At 71.7% G+C, this 17,983-nt stretch carries 13 protein-coding genes; 7 read left to right on the top strand and 6 right to left on the bottom strand.

Features of this window, described 5'->3' with window-relative positions; genetic code table 11:
• Positions 1-56: 56 nt before the first annotated feature.
• From IE278_RS13310 to IE278_RS13300, 3 genes are all read right to left on the bottom strand, one after another.
• Positions 57-1,655 carry an acyl-CoA carboxylase subunit beta gene (locus IE278_RS13310; protein WP_189771910.1) on the bottom strand — a complete coding sequence of 533 codons (1,599 nt, stop codon included), beginning with the start codon at positions 1,653-1,655 and terminating at the stop codon, positions 57-59.
• Positions 1,652-3,304 (bottom strand): acyclic terpene utilization AtuA family protein, encoded by a 1,653-nt coding sequence (locus tag IE278_RS13305; protein WP_246570301.1) that lies wholly within the window; start codon positions 3,302-3,304, stop codon positions 1,652-1,654. The genes IE278_RS13310 and IE278_RS13305 overlap by 4 nt, the downstream gene beginning before the upstream one ends.
• A 131-nt stretch (positions 3,305-3,435) precedes the next feature.
• Positions 3,436-4,230: a TIGR03084 family metal-binding protein gene (locus tag IE278_RS13300; RefSeq protein ID WP_189771907.1), complete on the bottom strand. Its 795-nt coding sequence runs from the start codon at positions 4,228-4,230 to the stop codon at positions 3,436-3,438.
• 344 nt (positions 4,231-4,574) lie between these two features.
• Here IE278_RS13300 and IE278_RS13295 point away from each other — a divergent pair, with 344 nt between their 5' ends.
• Positions 4,575-5,273: a hypothetical protein gene (locus IE278_RS13295; RefSeq protein WP_189771906.1), complete on the top strand. Its 699-nt coding sequence runs from the start codon at positions 4,575-4,577 to the stop codon at positions 5,271-5,273.
• Positions 5,274-5,394: 121 nt separating this feature from the next.
• Here the strand turns inward: IE278_RS13295 and IE278_RS13290 are convergent, their stop codons facing one another.
• Positions 5,395-6,369: an EamA family transporter gene (locus IE278_RS13290; RefSeq protein WP_189771905.1), complete on the bottom strand. Its 975-nt coding sequence runs from the start codon at positions 6,367-6,369 to the stop codon at positions 5,395-5,397.
• A gap of 148 nt (positions 6,370-6,517) precedes the next feature.
• Positions 6,518-9,433: an FAD-binding and (Fe-S)-binding domain-containing protein gene (locus IE278_RS13285; RefSeq protein ID WP_189771904.1), complete on the bottom strand. Its 2,916-nt coding sequence runs from the start codon at positions 9,431-9,433 to the stop codon at positions 6,518-6,520.
• Positions 9,434-10,101: 668 nt separating this feature from the next.
• Between IE278_RS13285 and IE278_RS13280 the strand changes: the two genes are divergently transcribed.
• From IE278_RS13280 to IE278_RS13255, 6 genes are all read left to right on the top strand, one after another.
• Positions 10,102-11,985, top strand: a complete 1,884-nt coding sequence (locus IE278_RS13280; RefSeq protein ID WP_189771903.1) for a sensor histidine kinase — start codon at positions 10,102-10,104, stop codon at positions 11,983-11,985.
• Entirely contained in the window at positions 11,982-12,446 is a 465-nt protein-coding gene (locus IE278_RS13275; RefSeq protein ID WP_189771902.1) for a roadblock/LC7 domain-containing protein, read from the top strand. Before IE278_RS13280 ends, IE278_RS13275 begins: the two co-directional genes overlap by 4 nt.
• Entirely contained in the window at positions 12,443-12,799 is a 357-nt protein-coding gene (locus IE278_RS13270; protein WP_189771900.1) for a DUF742 domain-containing protein, read from the top strand. Before IE278_RS13275 ends, IE278_RS13270 begins: the two co-directional genes overlap by 4 nt.
• Positions 12,800-12,973: 174 nt before the next feature.
• Entirely contained in the window at positions 12,974-14,191 is a 1,218-nt protein-coding gene (locus tag IE278_RS13265) for a cytochrome P450 (protein ID WP_189772048.1), read from the top strand.
• A gap of 208 nt (positions 14,192-14,399) precedes the next feature.
• Positions 14,400-15,518 carry a phosphoserine transaminase gene (gene serC / locus IE278_RS13260; RefSeq protein ID WP_189771898.1) on the top strand — a complete coding sequence of 373 codons (1,119 nt, stop codon included), beginning with the start codon at positions 14,400-14,402 and terminating at the stop codon, positions 15,516-15,518.
• Positions 15,519-15,876: 358 nt separating this feature from the next.
• A complete protein-coding gene (locus IE278_RS13255; RefSeq protein ID WP_189771896.1) occupies positions 15,877-16,773 on the top strand; it encodes a helix-turn-helix domain-containing protein in 897 nt (298 codons plus the stop codon).
• A gap of 971 nt (positions 16,774-17,744) precedes the next feature.
• Here IE278_RS13255 and IE278_RS13250 read toward each other — a convergent pair.
• The gene (locus IE278_RS13250) at positions 17,745-17,954 is read right to left on the bottom strand and encodes a DUF397 domain-containing protein (RefSeq protein WP_189771894.1); all 210 of its coding nucleotides are present in this window, start codon (positions 17,952-17,954) and stop codon (positions 17,745-17,747) included.
• Positions 17,955-17,983: the final 29 nt, after the last annotated feature.

The raw sequence follows: 17,983 nt of genomic DNA, 5'->3' as shown, positions 1-17,983 counted from the left end.
AGTCACGCCCGTCATGCCTGTCACGTCTGTCACGCCCGTCATGCCCGTCACGCCCATCACATCCGGAAGACGCCGAAGCCGCCGCGTGCGCCTTCGTAGGGGGCCGTGTGGATCGCGGACAGGCACAGGCCGAGGACGGTCCGGGTGTCGCGCGGGTCGATGACGCCGTCGTCGTACAGCCGCCCGGACAGGAACATCGGCAGGGACTCGGACTCGATCTGCTGCTCCACCATGGCGCGCAGGGCCGCGTCGGCGTCGTCGTCGTACGGCTGGCCCTTCGCGGCGGCGGACTGGCGGGCGACGATCGACAGGACGCCGGCGAGCTGCTGCGGGCCCATGACGGCGGACTTGGCGCTGGGCCAGGCGAAGAGGAAGCGCGGGTCGTACGCGCGGCCGCACATGCCGTAATGGCCCGCTCCGTAGGAGGCGCCCATGAGGACGGACAGGTGCGGGACGCGGCTGTTGCTCACCGCGTTGATCATCATCGCGCCGTGCTTGATGATGCCGCCCTGCTCGTACTCCTTGCCGACCATGTAGCCGGTGGTGTTGTGCAGGAAGAGCAGCGGGATGTCGCGCTGGTTGGCCAGCTGGATGAACTGGGCGGCCTTCTGCGACTCCTCGCTGAAGAGCACGCCGCGCGCGTTGGCGAGGATGCCGACGGGATAGCCGTGCAGGCTCGCCCAGCCGGTCGTCAGGCTCGTCCCGTACAGCGGCTTGAACTCGTCGAAGTCGGAGCCGTCGACGATCCGCGCGATGACCTCGCGCGGGTCGAAGGGGTGCTTGAGGTCGCCGGGGACGATGCCCAGCAACTCCTCCGGGTCGTACTTGGGCGGCTCGGCCGGTGCCGGATCGGCGTACGCCTTGCGGTGGTTGAGGCGGGCGACGACGCGCCGCGCCTGCCGCAGGGCGTCCCGCTCGTCGACGGCGAAGTAGTCGGCGAGACCCGACACGCGCGCGTGCATCTCGGCGCCGCCCAGGGACTCGTCGTCGCTCTCCTCGCCGGTGGCCATCTTCACCAGCGGCGGGCCGCCGAGGAAGACCTTCGCGCGCTCCTTGACCATGATCACGTGGTCCGACATGCCGGGGATGTACGCGCCGCCGGCGGTGGAGTTGCCGAAGACGACGGCGACGGTCGGGATACCGGCCGCCGAGAGCCGGGTGATGTCCCGGAAGATGGCGCCCCCGGGGATGAAGATCTCCTTCTGCGAGGGCAGATCGGCACCGCCCGACTCGACGAGGCTGATGCTCGGCAGCCGGTTGGCGTACGCGATGTCGTTGGCCCGCAGTGCCTTCTTCAGGCTCCAGGGGTTGCTGGCGCCGCCGCGCACGGTCGGGTCGTTCGCCGTGATCAGGCACTCGACGCCCTCGACGACACCGATGCCCGTGACGAGCGAGGCGCCGACCGTGTAGTCGCTCCCCCAGGCGGCGAGCGGCGACAGTTCGAGGAACGGCGTGTCGGGGTCGAGGAGCAGCTCGATGCGCTCACGGGCGAGCAGTTTGCCGCGTTTGCGGTGCCGGGCCACATACTTCTCGCCGCCGCCCGCGAGGGCCTTGGCGTGCTCGGTGTCGAGGTCGGCGAGCTTGCCGAGCATGGTCTCGCGGTGGGCCGCGTACTCGGCGGAGGAGGTGTCGAGCGCGGACGCCAGGACCGTCACAGCAGTACCTCCGGTATGTCGAGGTGGCGGGAGCGCAGCCATTCGCCGAGGGCCTTGGCCTGCGGGTCGAAGCGGTGCTGCGCGGCGACGCCCTCGCCGAGGATCCCCTCGACGACGAAGTTCAGGGCGCGCAGGTCGGGCAGGGTGTGGCGTACGACGGTCAAGTCGGCTGTCTCCGGGAGGAGTTCGCGGAACCGGTCGGTGGTGAGGGTGTGGGCGAGCCAGCGCCAGGCGTCGTCCGTGCGCGCCCAGACGCCGACGTTCGCGTTGCCGCCCTTGTCCCCGCTGCGGGCCCCGGCGACGAGACCGAGAGGCGCGCGGCGCACGGCGGAACCGGCCGGGAGGGGTTCGGGGAGCGGCGGTTCCTGCTCGGGCCCGAGAGGCTGGAGTACGAGGGTGTCGTGGGGCGGTGACACAGGGATCCGACGCCCGTCGTAGAGGACTGCCACATGGTCCACGTCCACATGGGGGACGTACACATCCTCGAAGACCCCATAGGGGGCGCCCTTCCCCGGTGGTGCCAACACATGGAATCCGGGGTAGCTGCCGAGGGCCAGTTCGATGGCGGCTCCGCTGAGGGTGCGGCCCACGGCGTCCTGGTCGGGGTCGCGGACGACGAGCCGGAGCAGGGCGCTCGCGGTCTCCTCGGTGGGCGCGTCCGGGTGGTCGGTGCGGGCGAGTTCCCAGCGGACCTCGGCGGGCCGGGACTTGGCGGTCGCGAGCGCGGTCTCCAGCTGGGCTCGCACGAACGCGGCCTTCGCCTCGATGTCGAGCCCGGTCAGCACGAAGACGACCTCGTTGCGGAAGCCGCCGAGCCGGTTGAGCCCGACCTTGAGCGTGGGTGGCGGCGCCTCTCCGCGCACTCCTTCGACCCTTACCCGGTCGGGGCCCTCCTGGGTGAGGCGGACCGAGTCGAGGCGGGCGGTGACGTCGGGTCCCGCGTACCGGGCGCCCGCCGTCTCGTACAGGAGTTGGGCGGTGACCGTGCCGAGGTCCACGACGCCGCCGGTGCCGTCGTGCTTGGTGATGACGCTTGTGCCGTCCTCGTGGAGTTCGGCGACCGGGAAGCCCGGGTGGTGCAGCCGGGCCGGGTCGTGCTCGGCGAAGAAGGCGTAGTTGCCGCCGGTGGCCTGGGTGCCGCACTCCAGTACGTGCCCGGCGACGACGGCTCCCGCGAGCCGGTCGTAGGCGTCGGGCGCCCAGCCGAAGTGGGCGACCGCGGGCCCGGTGACCAGGGCGGCGTCGGTGACCCGGCCGGTGACGACGATGTCCGCGCCCTCGCGCAGACAGGCGGCGACGCCGTGGCCGCCGAGGTAGGCGTGCGCGGCGAGGTTCCCCGGGCCGGGGTGGCGGGCGGTGAGGTCGTCGCCCTCGACGTGGGCCACCCGCGCCGGTATGCCGAGCCGCGCCGCCAACTCCCTTACGGCGTCGGCGAGTCCGGCCGGGTTGAGGCCGCCCGCGTTGGCCACGATCCGCACGCCCCGCTCGTGCGCGAGCCCGAGGCACTCCTCCAGTTGGCGCAGGAAGGTGCGGGCGTAACCGCCGGCCGGGTTCTTGAGGCGGTCGCGGCCGAGGATGAGCATGGTCAGCTCGGCGAGATAGTCACCGGTCAGAACGTCCAGCGGACCGCCGGTGAGCATCTCGCGCATGGCGTCGAAACGGTCACCGTAGAAGCCGGAGGCGTTGCCTATGCGGAGGGGGCGGGTGATTTGGCCGGTCGCCGGGCCGGTCGCGTCGGCGGGCGTGCCGACGGGTCGGCCGTCGGTGGTGGGGCCGTCGGTCATTCCGTGGGCCCCTTCGGTGCGCGGCCCGTACCGGGCGGGCCCGCGAAGGCCTGGGCGATGTCCAGCCAGCGGTCGGCGTCGAGGCCTTCCGCCCGTACCGCGAGGTCGACGCGGTTCGCCCGCTGGGTGACGAGGAGGCAGAAGTCGAGCGCGGGGCCGGTGACGCGCTGGCGGGCGCCCTCGGGGCCGTACGACCACAACTCGCCCGAGGGCGAGGTGAGCTCGACGCGGAACTCCTCCTCGGGCGGGGTGAGTCCCCGTACCCCGAACGCGAAGTCGCGGGCCCGCACACCGATGCGCACCACATGCCGGAGGCGGTCCGTGGGTGGCCTCGTCACATGCAACGTGTCCGCGATGTCCTGGCCGTGGGCCCAGGTCTCCATGAGACGGCCCGTCGCCATGGAGGCGACCGACATGGGCGGCCCGTACCAGGGGAAGCGCGTCCCGGTGGGTGCCGCGCGCAGGGCCTTCTCCAGTGCCTGCCGTCCGGCGCGCCACTCGGCGAGCAGCCGGTCCGGGGGCAGCGCGGCCCCTTGTTCCGCGCCCTCGTCCACGAAGCCGTCGGGTGAGGCCAGCGCCTTCTCGACCTCCCCGGCGAAGGCGTCGGCGTCGGTCACGGCGAGCAGGGCGGACCGGTCGGTCCAGGCGAGGTGAGCGATCTGGTGGGCGACGGTCCATCGGGGGGCCGGGGTGGCGAGCGCCCAGCGCTCCTCCGCCAACTCGCCGACCAGGGCGTCCAGTTGCTCGCTCTCCCGGCTCAGATCGTCGATCACGGACGACGGGTCGGACACGATGGCGCTCCCCTCGGGGCACGACGGTGTGCGGTGCGTTCTGGAGCATGACAGCGGCCGGATAAACAATCAAGCGTGCTTGCATTGATTGATACGTGCGCACGGGATGCGCACGCGGGGGCTCACACAAGCGGGGGCCTGCCACGCGGGATCGCCCACGTGTACTGACACACGTGGACCGGCACACGTGGGTTCATGCCATGGGTTGTCGCGACCTCATGGGTCAGGCAACACAGAAGTGCCTATTGAGGAGTGTTCCAGGCATTGCCGGACACATCACCCAGGAGCACCATGCGGCCTGCGGGGGGGGGCGGAACTGGACACACGACTAGAGAAAGGGCCACATGAGCACTCACACGGAACCCATGCGCAGTCCGGCTCTGGACGCTCTGATCCAGGATGCCGGCGGAGCGGCACTGCCCGACCACACGCCCGACGAGCCGCACTTCGCGGAACTCATGGCCGAATGCGCGGCACTGCTCGACGGGATCAGCTTCGTCAGGACGAGCGACAAACTGGTGGCCCTGGCGTCGTGGACCGCCTCGGGCCCCAAAATCACCTACGACCCGGCTTTCTCGCCGGAGGACCCCAACACGGAGGACGCGCCGTTCCGCACCGCCTGCATCCTGCACGAGATCATGCATGTGAGCGTGGACAACCTCTACGAGCCGCACCCCGACCCGGCCGAGAGGAAGCACTGGCGGTCGTTCAACTTCCACTACACCTCCTCGGCCGGCAAGGACTTCGAGAAGCAGTGCGGGACGGCGTCCGCCAACCTGACGAAGATCCAGGACTGCGCCGAAGCCGACCCCACGCTGGACCCGGCGTTGCGCGCTCACATCAACGGGCGCATCGAGTACGGCCTCTCTTCCTCGCACACCCACTACGACACGATCCTGCTCGACCTTCTCGTCTATCTGCGCATCAAGGGGCACACCAGCAAGAACACCTTCTTCGCCTACCTGACGAAACTGTCACAGCAGGCGCGGACCCACCGCCTGGACCCGCAGCGCGGTCCGGTACCGGTCGCGCCCAAGACCTGACGGCCCGAAGGCTCCCCGGCCCGCACCCCGGGGCGCCTCCGGGCCCCGCGCCCTGGAGCGCATTCGGTCCGCGCCCGCTCGCCCGGCCCCGTGGGCCTGCCTGGCGCCTAGGCCCCAGGGCTCAGGACTCGGGCACGTTCTTGGCTCTGCCGCGCCCCACCTGGGTGCGTACGGCCCCCATGCTCGCCGCGATGACCAGGCCGATCGCGAGCCCTTCGGTGACGGACAGGGTCTGGCTCAGCACCAGGAAGCCGGCGATCGAGGCGACGGCCGGTTCCAGGCTCATGAGGACCGCGAAGGTGGAGGCGGGCATCCGGCGCAGGGCGAGCAGTTCCAGCGTGTACGGGAGGACGGAGGAGAGGATCGCGACGGCTGAGCCGAGGGCAAGCGTCGTCGGGTTCAGGAGTCTGTCGCCCGACTCGACGAGCCCCAGGGGCAGGAACGCCACCGCCGCGACCACCATCGCCAGCGCGAGCCCGTCGGCCTGTGGGAAGCGTCGCCCCGTACGCGCGCTGAAAACTATGTACGCGGCCCACATGGCGCCTGCCGACAGGGCGAAGGCGACACCGGCCGGGTCGAGGGTGCTGAAGCCTCCGCCGCCCAGCAGGAAGACACCGCCGAGGGCGAGGCCGGCCCAGACGAGGTTGACGGCCCGGCGTGAGGCGACCACCGAGAGGATCAGCGGGCCGAGCACTTCGAGGCTGACGGCGGGGCCCAGGGGGATGCGGGCCACCGACTGGTAGAAGAGGCCGTTCATCGCGGCCATCGTGATGCCGAAGACGGCGACGGTGCCCCAGTCGGCGCGGGAGTGTCCGCGCAGTTTGGGCCGGCAGATCACCATCAGCACGATCGCGGCGACCGCGAGGCGCAGGGCGACGACGCCGAGTGCCCCGACGCGCGGCATGAGGGTCACGGCGAGGGCGCCGCCGAACTGGACGCTGATGCCTCCGGCCAGGACCAGGCCCACCGGGCCCAGGGCGCGTATGCCTCGGGGAGTCCCGGGGGTGCCGGGGGCCCCGGGGGTGGCGGCGGAGGGTTCGGACGTGGGGTCCGGGGTCGCCGCGGGGGTGGCGGGGTCGGCGCTGGGGAGGGTCACGGGGGCGTCCAGGAAGTTCGGGTGGGGTACATGTTTTGTACATCGTGATGGACTGGCCAGTCCAGGGTAATGGACTTGGTCAGGGTTGTGAAGCGGGTTTGCAGCTTACGGGGGTGTGGGGGGTGGGCTGTGGGGCCCACGGGGTGGGTCAGGCCGGGGGGAGGGCGGCCGCCAGGAGCTCTGCCAGGTGGTGGGCCCTTGTCTGCGCCGTCTGGTGTAGTTGGGTGCGGCAGGAGAAGCCGTCGGCCAGAACGGCCGTGCCGTCTGGGGCCTCGCGGACCGCGGGGAGCAGTTGTTCCTCGGCGCAGGCCGTCGACACCTCGTAGTGGCCCTTCTCGAAGCCGAAGTTGCCCGCGAGACCGCAGCAGCCGCCCGCCAGGGTGCCGGTCAGGCCGGCCGCCTCGCGCAGGCGGCGGTCCGCCGCGTCGCCGAGGACCGCGTGCTGGTGGCAGTGGGTCTGGCCCACCACCGGGCGGTCCAGACGCGGGGGTGTCCAGTGCGGGGCGTGGCGTTCCAGCGCCTCCGCGAACGTCACCACCGCCGCCGCCAGGCGCCGCGCGCGCGGATCGTCGGGCAGCAGCTCCGGCAGGTCCGTACGCAGGGCTGCCGCGCAGCTCGGTTCGAGGACGACGACGGGCGGGGGCCCCGAAGCGGACGCCGGCTCCGAGAGAGAGCCCGGGAGGGAGTCCAGGAGTGGGTCCATCAGGTCGAGGGTGCGGCGCATCACCGTACGGGCTCGGTCCAGTTGTCCCGTCGAGATGTAGGTCAGGCCGCAGCAGACCCCCGGGCCGCGAGTGGACGGTCGCCCGTCGGCGGTCACCGGCGTCACGTTCAGGCCCGCCGCCTCCAGGACCCGTACGGCCGCCTTGCCGACGGACGGGGAGAGGTGCTCGGTGAAGGTGTCCGGCCAGAGGAGGACCGTCCCTGGTCCGGAGGACTCGGTCCGTGGCTCCGCGGATCCGGTCCTAGGTTCCGTGGGCTGCGGCCCGGCTCCGCCGTTCCGGGCCCACCACCGGCTGAACGTCTCCCCCGCCACCCGCGGAATCTCCCGCTCCGGTGCGATGCCGCCCAGCCGCTTGGCGAGCGCCGCCAGGGGTCGGACGGAGGAGAGGACGTTGACCAGGCGTGCCGTGCGCGTGCGGTCCACCAGGCGGAGCCACAACGGCAGCCATCCCATGGCGTAGTGCGCCGCCGGCCGCCTGCGGCCCTCGTAGTGGTGGTGCAGGAACTCCGCCTTGTACGTGGCCATGTCGACGCCCACCGGGCAGTCCGAGCGGCAGCCCTTGCAGGAGAGGCAGAGGTCCAGCGCGTCGCGTACCTCCGTGGAGCGCCAGCCGTCCGTGATCACCTCGCCGGCCAGCATCTCGTGCAGCAGTCGCGCACGCCCGCGCGTGGAGTGCTCCTCCTCGCCGGTGGCCCGGAAGGACGGGCACATCACCGAGGCGCCCCCCGCCGTCTCGGTGCGGCACTTGGCCACGCCGACGCAGCGGCGTACCGCCGCCGAGAAGTCCCCGCCGTCGGCCGGATAGCCGAACTCGACGTCCACGGGTTCGCGCGGGAGGGCCGCGAAGCGCAGGTTCTCGTCCAGGCGGTGCGGCCTGACCAGCATGCCGGGGTTGAGCAGGCCGTCCGGGTCCCAGAGGTCCTTGACCTGCTCGAGGAGCCCGATCACCCGGGGCCCGTACATCTTCGGCAGCAGCTCCGCCCGCGCCTGTCCGTCCCCGTGCTCCCCGGACAGGGAGCCGCCGTGCGCGACGACCAGTTCGGCCAGTTCTTCGGAGAAGCGGCGGAAGCGGGTCACGCCCGCGGGGGTCAGCAGGTCGAAGTCGATGCGTACGTGGATGCAGCCGTCCCCGAAGTGGCCGTACGGCGCCCCGCGCAGCCCGTGGGACGTCAACAGGCCCCTGAAGTCCCGCAAGTACGCGCCGAGGCGGGCCGGTGGTACCGCGCAGTCCTCCCAGCCGGGCCAGGCCTCGGTGCCGTCCGGCATGCGGGTCGCCGTGCCGCTGGCGTCCTCGCGGATACGCCACAGGGTGCGTTGCGCTGCGGGGTCGGTGACGACCAGGGAGTCCGTCACGTCCGCCACGCGGGCGATCGCCTCGGCACGCGCGCGTGCATGTGCCGCCGTGTCGCCGCCCGTCTCCACGAACAGCCAGGCGCCGCCTCGGGGTAGCTGCGCGTCCGGCGGTACGAGGTCGGCGGCCATCCCCTCCACCGTCATCGGGCCGTGGGGCAGCAGGCCGGGGGCCGCTTCCGCCGCCGCGCTCTCGTCGGCGTAGGCGAGGACGGCGAGCGCACGCGCGCGGGGTGCCTCCACGAGGCGTACGGCCGCCTCGGTGAGGATGCCGAGGGTGCCCTCGGAGCCGCAGAGGAGGCGTGCGACGTCCGCGCCGCGTTCGGGGAGGAGTGCGTCGAGGGCGTAGCCGGAGATACGGCGGGGGAGGGCGGGGAAGCCGGTGCGGAGGGTCTTCAACTCGGCTTCCACCAGGGCCCGTAGGCCGTCGGGGGCGCCGGCCCAGGCGGGGCCCGGGCGGAGGCGGTCGCCGCGTGCGGTGAGTACGGAGAGTTCGCGCACGTTGTCCGCGGTGGTTCCCCAGGCGACCGAGTGGGAGCCGCAGGAGTTGTTGCCGATCATTCCGCCGAGCGTGCAGCGGGCGTGGGTCGAGGGGTCGGGTCCGAAGCGGAGGCCGTGCGGTGCGGCTGCCTCCTGGAGGCGGTCCAGGACGACTCCTGGCTGGACCACGGCGGTGCGGGTGTCGGCGTCCAGGGACACGATCCGGTTCATGTGGCGGGTGAAGTCGAGGACGACGCCCGTGCCGGTCGCCTGGCCGGCGATCGATGTGCCGCCGCCTCGGGGCACTACCGGTACGCCGAGTTCGGCGCACGCGGAGAGGGCCGCCGCTACGTCGTCGGCGTCTCTCGGGGCGACCACGCCGTGGGGGACGCGGCGGTAGTTGGACGCGTCCATGGTGTGCAGCGCTCGCGCGGTCGCGTCGAAGGAGACTTCGCCGCGGACGGTCTTGCGCAGTTCCGACTGCAGCTTCCCGAGATCCGTTTCGGTCATGTGCCCAAGCATGTGCCCTCGCGCTGCCGGGGCCGCTGTGGCCGGGTGCGCAGTTCCCCGCGCCCCTGGCGGGGTTGCCGGGGCGTCCCCCGAAGCGGCGCCCCTAGCTCCCCCCGGGGGCAGGCCTCGCGGGCGGGCTTCGGCTACCCGTGCCGCCGTGGTCGGGTGCGCAGTTCCCCGCGCCCCTGGCGGGGCTGCCGGGAGCGTCCCCCGAAGCGGCGGCCCCAGCCCCCGGGGGCAGGCCTCGCGATCGGACTTCGGCTGCCGGTGCCGCTGTGGCCGGGTGCGCAGTTCCCCGCGCCCCTGGCGGGGCTGCCGGGAGCGTCCCCCGAAGCGGCGCCCCTAGCCCCCCCCGGGGGCAGGCCTCGCGGGCGGGCTTCGGCTACCCGTGCCGCCGTGGTCGGGTGCGCAGTTCCCCGCGCCCCTGGCGGGGCTGCCGGGGGCGTCCCTCGGAGCGGCGGCCCCCGCCCGAGGGGGAACTGGCGATCGGGGGCGCTCTTCTATTTCGTGCGCCCCATTGCGCGCCGGGGCGGCTCCTCAGTTATTCGCGGACGAATTGTGAGAGTGCGCCGGAACGTGCCCGTTCCGATCACGAAGTCCCATATAGTGACCGCCAGTTGAGCACCAGGTGTCGCATCCCGCCCAGGACACGACCGAGGACACGATTCATGACCGCGCCCACCTCGCAAGCGCGCCCCACAAAAGATCGGCCGTCCCTCGCACAACTCGGCAGCGCACGCCCCCGTCTGCGTGCCGTCGCGGTCGCTCCGCTTCTGACGGTCGTACCGGCCGGGTTCGCCGTCGGAGCCGCGGTCGCCCTGGCTCCCGCTCAGGCGCGCGTCCCCCTCGGCTGGGGCCTGGGCGCGGCCCTGCTCCTGCTGTGCGCCGCCGTGGCCGTGGCCGGTCACGCCGCCCAGACCTCCCGATTACTCCTCCGCCGTCTCGAAGCGGTCTCCCAGGACGCCGGCCGATTACTTCAGGAAAAGGCCGCCCTCACGGAGGAATCCGCCAGGGAACACGCCCGCCTCACCGACGAGTTCACCCGTGAACGCGCGCGACTCGCCGAGCAGAACGCCCACCAGAAGGTGCGACTCGCCGCCGAACTCGACCGCGAGCGCACCCGCCTCAGCGCCGAGAACGCGCGCGTGACCGACGAGTTGCGCCAGGCGAGAACCGACCGCGCCACCGCCGTCTCGGCCTCCGCCAACACCGCCGGCCGCCTCCAGGCCCTCACCACCAGCATGCTGGCCGACCTGCGCGCCATGGAGGAGAGGCACGCCGACGAGGACGTACTCGCCGACCTCCTCCACCTCGACCACCGCACCGCCCAGGCGGGCCGTCTCGCCGACTCCGTCGCCGTCCTCACGGGCGCGCGCTCCGGCCGCCGCTGGGCGCGCCCCATCGTCATGGAGTCGATCCTGCGCGGCGCGATGGGCCGCATCGGCGGCTACCAGCGCGTACGCGTCCACTCGGCGAGCGAGGCGGCGGTCGCCGGGCACGCCGCCGAGGCCGTCATGCACGCGCTCGCCGAGATCCTCGACAACGCCGCGACCTTCTCACCGCCGACGGCCGAAGTGCACGTCTACGTGGAGGAGGTACCGGCCGGGGTCATCGTCTCCGTGGAGGACAGCGGCCTGGTGATGAGCGAGGCCCAACTCCGGCGCGCCGAACGGGCCGTCTCGGGTACGGAGACGGGGCTCGGCGGTCTCACCGGCGCCCGGCTCGGCCTCACGGTCGTCGGCCGGCTCGCCCGCAAGTACGGCCTGACGGTCTCCTTCCGCCCCTCGGCGCGCGGCGGCACGGGCGTCCTGGTCCGCATCCCGCAGGACATCCTCGCGACCCCACTGTCGGCGTCGACGTCAGTACCGACTCCAACCCCTGCGTCGGCGTCGACTCCGGCCGCTGCGTCCGCGTCCGCCTCCGATCAGGCGGCTGCGGCCACCTCCGTACCGACCTCCGCGCGGACCTCCGTCCCAACCCCGACACCGCCGCCGTTCCGGGCACCTTCCTCACCCCAGCCCCCGCCCTCGCCCGCCTCGCCCTCGGCCCCGGACCCGGTCGTACGGGGGTCCTCGTCGCCCTTCCCCGGCCCGCGCCCCGGCCCCTGGTCGGTCCCGGACGACCCGGAGGAGTTCCCCTGGTCCGGCTCCCACGGTTCGTACGCGGCCTCCCATGCCGTCCCCGACCTGGACCCGGAGCCGGTGCCCGCCCACGGTTTCCGGCCCCGGCCCGCCGATCACGCCGAACTGCTCCCCCGGCGTCACCGCGGCCGCACCTTCGCCGAGGCCGAAGCCGAAGCCGCGGTCGAAGCCAGGGCCGAAGCCGGGGCCGCGGTCGACGGCACGGCGGAGGCCGACGCCGACCGCGCCGGAACACCCGGTTCCCGAGCGACCTCCCGGGAGACCTCCCACCCCACCCCCGACGACGTCATGAACCGCGCCACCCGCTTCGACAACTTCCGCCAAGCCGTGCGCCGCCCTCCGGCGGACGAGCCCGTACAGGCCCGTACGAGCCCTGCCACTCCCCACCCGGAAGGCGACCCCACGTCATGAGCGTCCACACCGGCACCACCTCCGTCACGTCGTCCACCTCCATCACCTCCGCGACCTCCAGCACGTCGACGACCGAGGAGAAGCTCGGCTGGCTCGTACAGGGGCTGCTGGCGCGCACCCCGGGTGCCCGGCACGCGCTCGTGCTCTCCCGGGACGGCCTCAAGCTGTGCAGTACGCCGGAACTCTCCGTCGACCAGGCCGACCACCTCGCCGCCATCGCCGCGGGGATCCAGGCGCTGTCCCACGGGGCCTCCCTCCAGTTCGGGGACGGCACCGGGGACGTACGGTCGGCCATGACCGAGTTCTACGGCGGGATCCTGTTCATCGTCGAGGCGGGCGAGGGCGCGCACCTGGCCCTGGTCACGACCGAGGAGGCCGACACCGGGATCGTCGGACACAACATGGGCCAACTCGTGGAACAACTCGACGGACACCTGAGCGCGCCACCACGCCGGCCATGAGCCGCCCGGGCAGGGACGACGCGCCCGACCGGCTCTACACCCTCACCCAGGGGCGTACCCGGTCCGCGCCCGGCACGCCCTTCGACCTGTTGACGCTGGTCGTCGCCGAGTGCGACCCGGTGCCGGGCATGCAGTCGGAGCACGCGGCGATCCTGCGCCTCACCGGGCGGCCCACCGCCGTCGCCGAGGTCGCCGCCGAGCTTCGGCTTCCGGTCACCATCACGAAGATCCTGCTCTGCGACCTGCTCGCCGAGGGCCGCGTCAGCGCCCGCCATCCCCGCAGGGCCGAACTCGGCGGCCGTCCCGATCCCCACGTCCTGGAACAGGTGCTCGTTGGACTCCGCAACCTCTGAGGCCGCCCGGTCACGACACCGGACGACGGCCGACGCGACCACCTGTAAGGCCGCCCGGGAGACAACCCGGTGAGCCCGATCCCGAGCAACGGCGCGGGCTCGGACCCGGGCCATGACTTCGGCCCGGGCCCTGGCCCTGGCCCTGGCGCGGGCCCTGGCCCTGGCCCCGTACGCCTGGACAGTCCCCGGTTCCGGTCCGAACCGGCCGCCCTCTACCGGGAGTTGCGGCGTGAGTTCGGCGCGGTGGCCCCGGTGCTGCTCGACGCGGACATCCCGGCGTGGCTCGTCCTCGGCTACCGCGAGCTGCACCAGGTCACCGGGGACGCCGTGCTGTTCAGCCGTGACTCCGGCCTCTGGAACCAGTGGGCGCGTGTCCCCGACGACTGGCCGCTGCTGCCGATGATCGGCCGCGGGCACTCCTCCGTCCTGCACACCGTCGGCGACCGCCATCGCGCGCGCGTGGCGGTGATCGGCGGCGCGCTCGAAGCCGTCGACCCCTTCGAGCTGCGCGCCCACGCCGAACGGCTCGCCGACGAGCTGATCGACGCGGTGTGCGCCGACGGCACGACGGACCTCGTCGCGCGGTACGCGGCCCTGCTCCCCGTACGGGTCCTCGCCACCCTCTACGGCTTCGCCGACGAGCAGGGGCCGGGCCTCGTCGCCGCCCTGAACGACATGGTCGACGGGCGCGGCGACGCCATGGCGGGGCAGTTGCACGTGGCCGCGTGCATGGCGCGGCTGGTGGCCGACCGGGCGGCGCGGCCCGCGGACGACGTGGTCAGCCGCATGCTCGCCTCCGGGCGTACGGCGGCGGGCCCCGCCCTCACGCACGAGGAGATCGCCAAGGATCTGATCGTCATGCTGACCGCGGGCCAGCAGCCGACCGCGGGCTGGATCGGCAACTCGCTGCGGCTGATGCTGACGGACGACCGGTTCGCGGCCTCGCTGTTCGGGGGGCGGCGCAGTGTCGCCGAGGCCATGAACGAGGTCCTGTGGGAGGACACCCCCACCCAGAACGTGGCCGGCCGCTGGGCGTCCCGCGACGCCCGGCTCGGCGGTCGCGCCGTCCGGGCCGGGGATCTGCTGCTCCTCGGTATCCAGGCCGCGAACCACGACCCGCAGATCCGTACCCACGGCACGGCCCTGACCGGCGGCAACAGCGCGCACTTCTCCTTCGGGCACGGGGAGCACCGGTGTCCGTTCCCGGCGCAGGAGATCGCCGAGGTGATCGCGCGTACGGCGATCGAGGTGGTCCTGGACCGCCTCCCCGACCTCGACCTGGCGGTCCCCACCGCCTCCCTGACCCGCCGGCCCTCCCCCTGGCTGGGCAGCCTGACCACCCTCCCGGTCCACTTCACACCGACCGCACCACGAGGTCTCCGACACCCATGACGCCGGACAGCTGAAGACATCCGCCCGTCCGGCGCCCCCTCAGCCCGTCCGGCGTTTGAGGACCGGGGGTTCGGGGGCGGAGCCCCTGAGTACGTAACGGGAACGGGTAGGGGCGGCGGGGACGAGAACAAGCCCGTCGGACCCCCCGCGCGTCTCATCCGACGGACGACGTTTCACCCAGGTTTCCGGGAACGGCTACGCTCCCGTTGTGGCTGATATCCAGATCCCCGCAGACCTCAAGCCCGCCGACGGCCGTTTCGGCGCGGGCCCCTCCAAGGTGCGAACGGAGTCGCTCAGCGCGCTTGCCGCAACCGGCACGTCCCTGATGGGCACATCCCACCGCCAGGCCCCGGTCAAGAATCTCGTGGGCCAGGTCCGCGAGGGTGTGAGCAACCTCTTCCGTCTCCCCGAGGGGTACGAGGTCGTCCTCGGCAACGGCGGCTCCACCGCGTTCTGGGACGTGGCGACCCACGGACTGATCGAGAACAAGTCGCAGCACCTGACGTTCGGCGAGTTCTCGTCGAAGTTCGCGAAGGCGGCCAAGCTGGCGCCCTGGCTGGCCGACCCGGACGTCATCACCTCCGAGCCGGGTACGCACCCGGAGGCGGTGGCCCAGTCCGGCGTGGACGTCTACGCGCTCACCCACAACGAGACCTCCACCGGTGTCGCCGCCCCGGTCAAGCGGGTCGCGAACGCCGACGAGGGCTCCCTCGTCCTGGTGGACGCCACCTCCGGCGCGGGCGGCCTCCCGGTCGACATCGCGGAGACGGACGTCTACTACTTCGCCCCGCAGAAGTCGTTCGCGGCGGACGGCGGTCTGTGGATCGGTATCTTCTCCCCGGCCGCGATCGAGCGCGCCGAGCGCGTCCACGCGAGCGGGCGCCACGTACCGGAGTTCTTCTCGCTCCCGACGGCGATCGACAACTCCCGCAAGAACCAGACGTACAACACCCCGGCCCTCGCGACCCTCTTCCTGCTGAACGACCAGCTGGAGTGGATCAACGGCCAGGGCGGCCTGGACTGGTCGGTCGGCCGCACGGCGACCTCCTCGCGCACGCTCTACACCTGGGCTGAGGACGTCAAGTACGCGAACCCGTTCGTCACCGACCCGGCCAAGCGCTCGCAGGTCATCGGCACGATCGACTTCTCGGACGACGTGGACGCGGCAGCCGTCGCCAAGGTCCTGCGCGCCAACGGCATCGTCGACACCGAGCCCTACCGCAAGCTCGGCCGCAACCAGCTCCGCGTGGCGATGTTCCCGGCGATCGACCCGGCGGACGTAGAGGCACTCACGAAGTGCATCGACTACGTGATCGAGAAGCTGTAGTCGGCACAGCCCGCCGAGTTCTCCTATAGGCCTGGTCCACCAGCCGTTCCGGCTGGTGGACCAGGCCTTTTCCGTGCCCAGGAAGGTTCCGGCCCGTCAGCCGGGCGGTCGGCGACCCCGGTTGCGTACGCCGTGACGCACCGTCATCACCGAGCCCCGGAAGAGCCATTACGCGTTTTCCGTCACTCGAAGGTAGGCTGACGCCATGCAGCTGTCGGCGAGGTTACGAATGCGCATACCCAATCGCCACCGACAATCTGCTACGGTCAATCTGCTACCTGGCAGATTCCGCCTCGCCCATCGTCGACGCGGCGCCGCGCCAGCTGAGCAGGACCCGGAGAGGTAGGAGCACAGGGCCATGGCCACCCCCAAGGACCCGGCACTGGAACGACGCAAGGTCCGCCTGGCCCTGCGCACGTTCCGGAAGAAGGCCGGCCTCAACCAGCCCTATGTCGCTGAAGCCCTGTCCTGGTCCCCGTCGAAGGTCATCCGCATCGAAGGCGGCTCGGTCGGAGTCTCGGTGACCGACCTGCGCGCCCTGTTGGATCTCTACGGCATCGACGACGCCAAGATCCGTGAGGACTTGGAGGAGTCCACCCGGGGCAGTCGCAGGCCCCCGTGGTGGAGCCCTTATCGGGACATCGTTGATCCGCAGTTCGCGATCTATCTAGGACTCGAAGGCACCGCGGACGCGCTGTACGCCTATCACCCGACTTTCATTCCGGGGCTGCTGCAGACAGAGGACTACACCCGCGCCCTGCTGGAGAAGCGCAACTCGCCCGAGCGCCTGGACGCCATCGTCGGCCTGCGCGGCGAGCGCCAGGACCGACTGCTACGCGGGGACGAGAAGCCGGATCTGAACTTCCTGGTGGACGAGGCCGCGCTGCGCCGCTGGATCGGCGGACCGGCCGTGATGCGCGCCCAGCTGCAGCATCTGAAGTCCGCGGCGGAACACTCGCATGTCACCTTGGATGTCGTGCCGTTCAGCGTCGGCGCCCATGCGGTGCTGCGCAGTGGATCGATCGCACTGACCTTCACGGATGACGACGACGTGCTGTTCACGGAGACGGCGAGCGGAGGGTTGACCACCCGCAACGATCAGTCGGCGGTCGACGACTACCTGACTGATTTCCAGAACTCCCGCGCCCGAGCCCTCCACGGGGACCGGATGACCGCCTTCGTCGACGAGATCATCACGCAATACCCGAACGGCCTCGCCGAGCCCTCGGCAGGCCTGCCGGACAGCCCGTCCTAGTAGGAAGCGACATCCCCACTGGCAACAGTCGGGCAGAGACCGGGAGAGGCCCGTGACGGGGTTCTTCACATGGATACGGGACCAACGGATACGGCTCAGCGAGCTTCTCGCCGTGCCCGAGCAGGGACCGGCTCAGCAGCATGGCGACGACACGGAGACGGATGATGTCGAAATTCCTCCTACCGCTCTCCGCGGTCCGCCACCGCTGGTGGGCCGTCCTCCGACGTGGCGCGACCTGATACGTGACGTCCTGTACGAGGACTCGGCCCAGATCAACTTTCGGCGGGCGAGCCTCTGGTTGGTGTGCCTCATATCAGTGGGATCCGCTGTCGCGTACCTGATGGCCGTGGTTCTTTCCGCCATCACCAGGGCCATCGACCCGGCCGCGGTCCCCTCCACGCTCCACCTGACAGGGAGCATCCTCGGCCTGGGCGGACTCAGCGGCTTTGTCGCATGGCGGCGCCTACGAGCGCTGCGCCAGGAACCACCCCCCGGCCCGCCGCCCGCCGCGCCGACTCCTGCCGATCCCGCCCCTACCGATCCGGTGACCGGTAACGGCCATCCGGAGCCCGGCCCACCAGGTTCGGGAAGTGGCGAGCCGCAGCCGTAGTCCCACGTTCAAGGAGCAGCCCCGCACCCCCGGCGGTGAGCGTGCCGACAGCCGCCCAGACCCAGGGCCGAGCCTCAGCTGTAACGGTGAACGACAGAAGCACCCCTGCCGTGGTCGCTGTACCGCCGGCCAGAACACAGAGAACCACCGCTACGACAGCCAGCGGCAATAAGGGCCTCGGTCCGTCCGCTTCACCATTCCGCGTCACATGCGATGGTCCGGTGGAATCCCCCATCATGTCCCCAGCCAGTCTTCCTTTGCGCCTCTGGTGGTGCTCGGGATGCTGCGTCGCCGAGAGCCCCAATCGAACCACATGCACCTTCCGCCCCGCTGGCCCCCTACCCCGAAGGCCGAAAATCGCTCATCCCGTCGTCCGATCCGGACGCCTCCCGAGGAGATCGCACAGGAAGCCACTCCAACTCGCTTCACAGAAAGCCAAGTTGGGCCCAGCCGGCCGCTTGGAGTCGCGGACTCGGACCCTCCCCCTCCCTAAGGCGACCTCGACACAGTCACCCGGATCAGAGACGCTGCTTTTGCGCCAGATGAGCTCGGGAAGGTCCCCATCGGCCACCCTCGACTCCTCCGCGCCATCAGGCAGTT

The sequence above is a fragment of the Streptomyces tauricus genome, assembly GCF_014650955.1.
Lineage (GTDB): Bacteria > Actinomycetota > Actinomycetes > Streptomycetales > Streptomycetaceae > Streptomyces > Streptomyces tauricus.
This window is presented reverse-complemented; position numbering and strand designations above follow the sequence as displayed.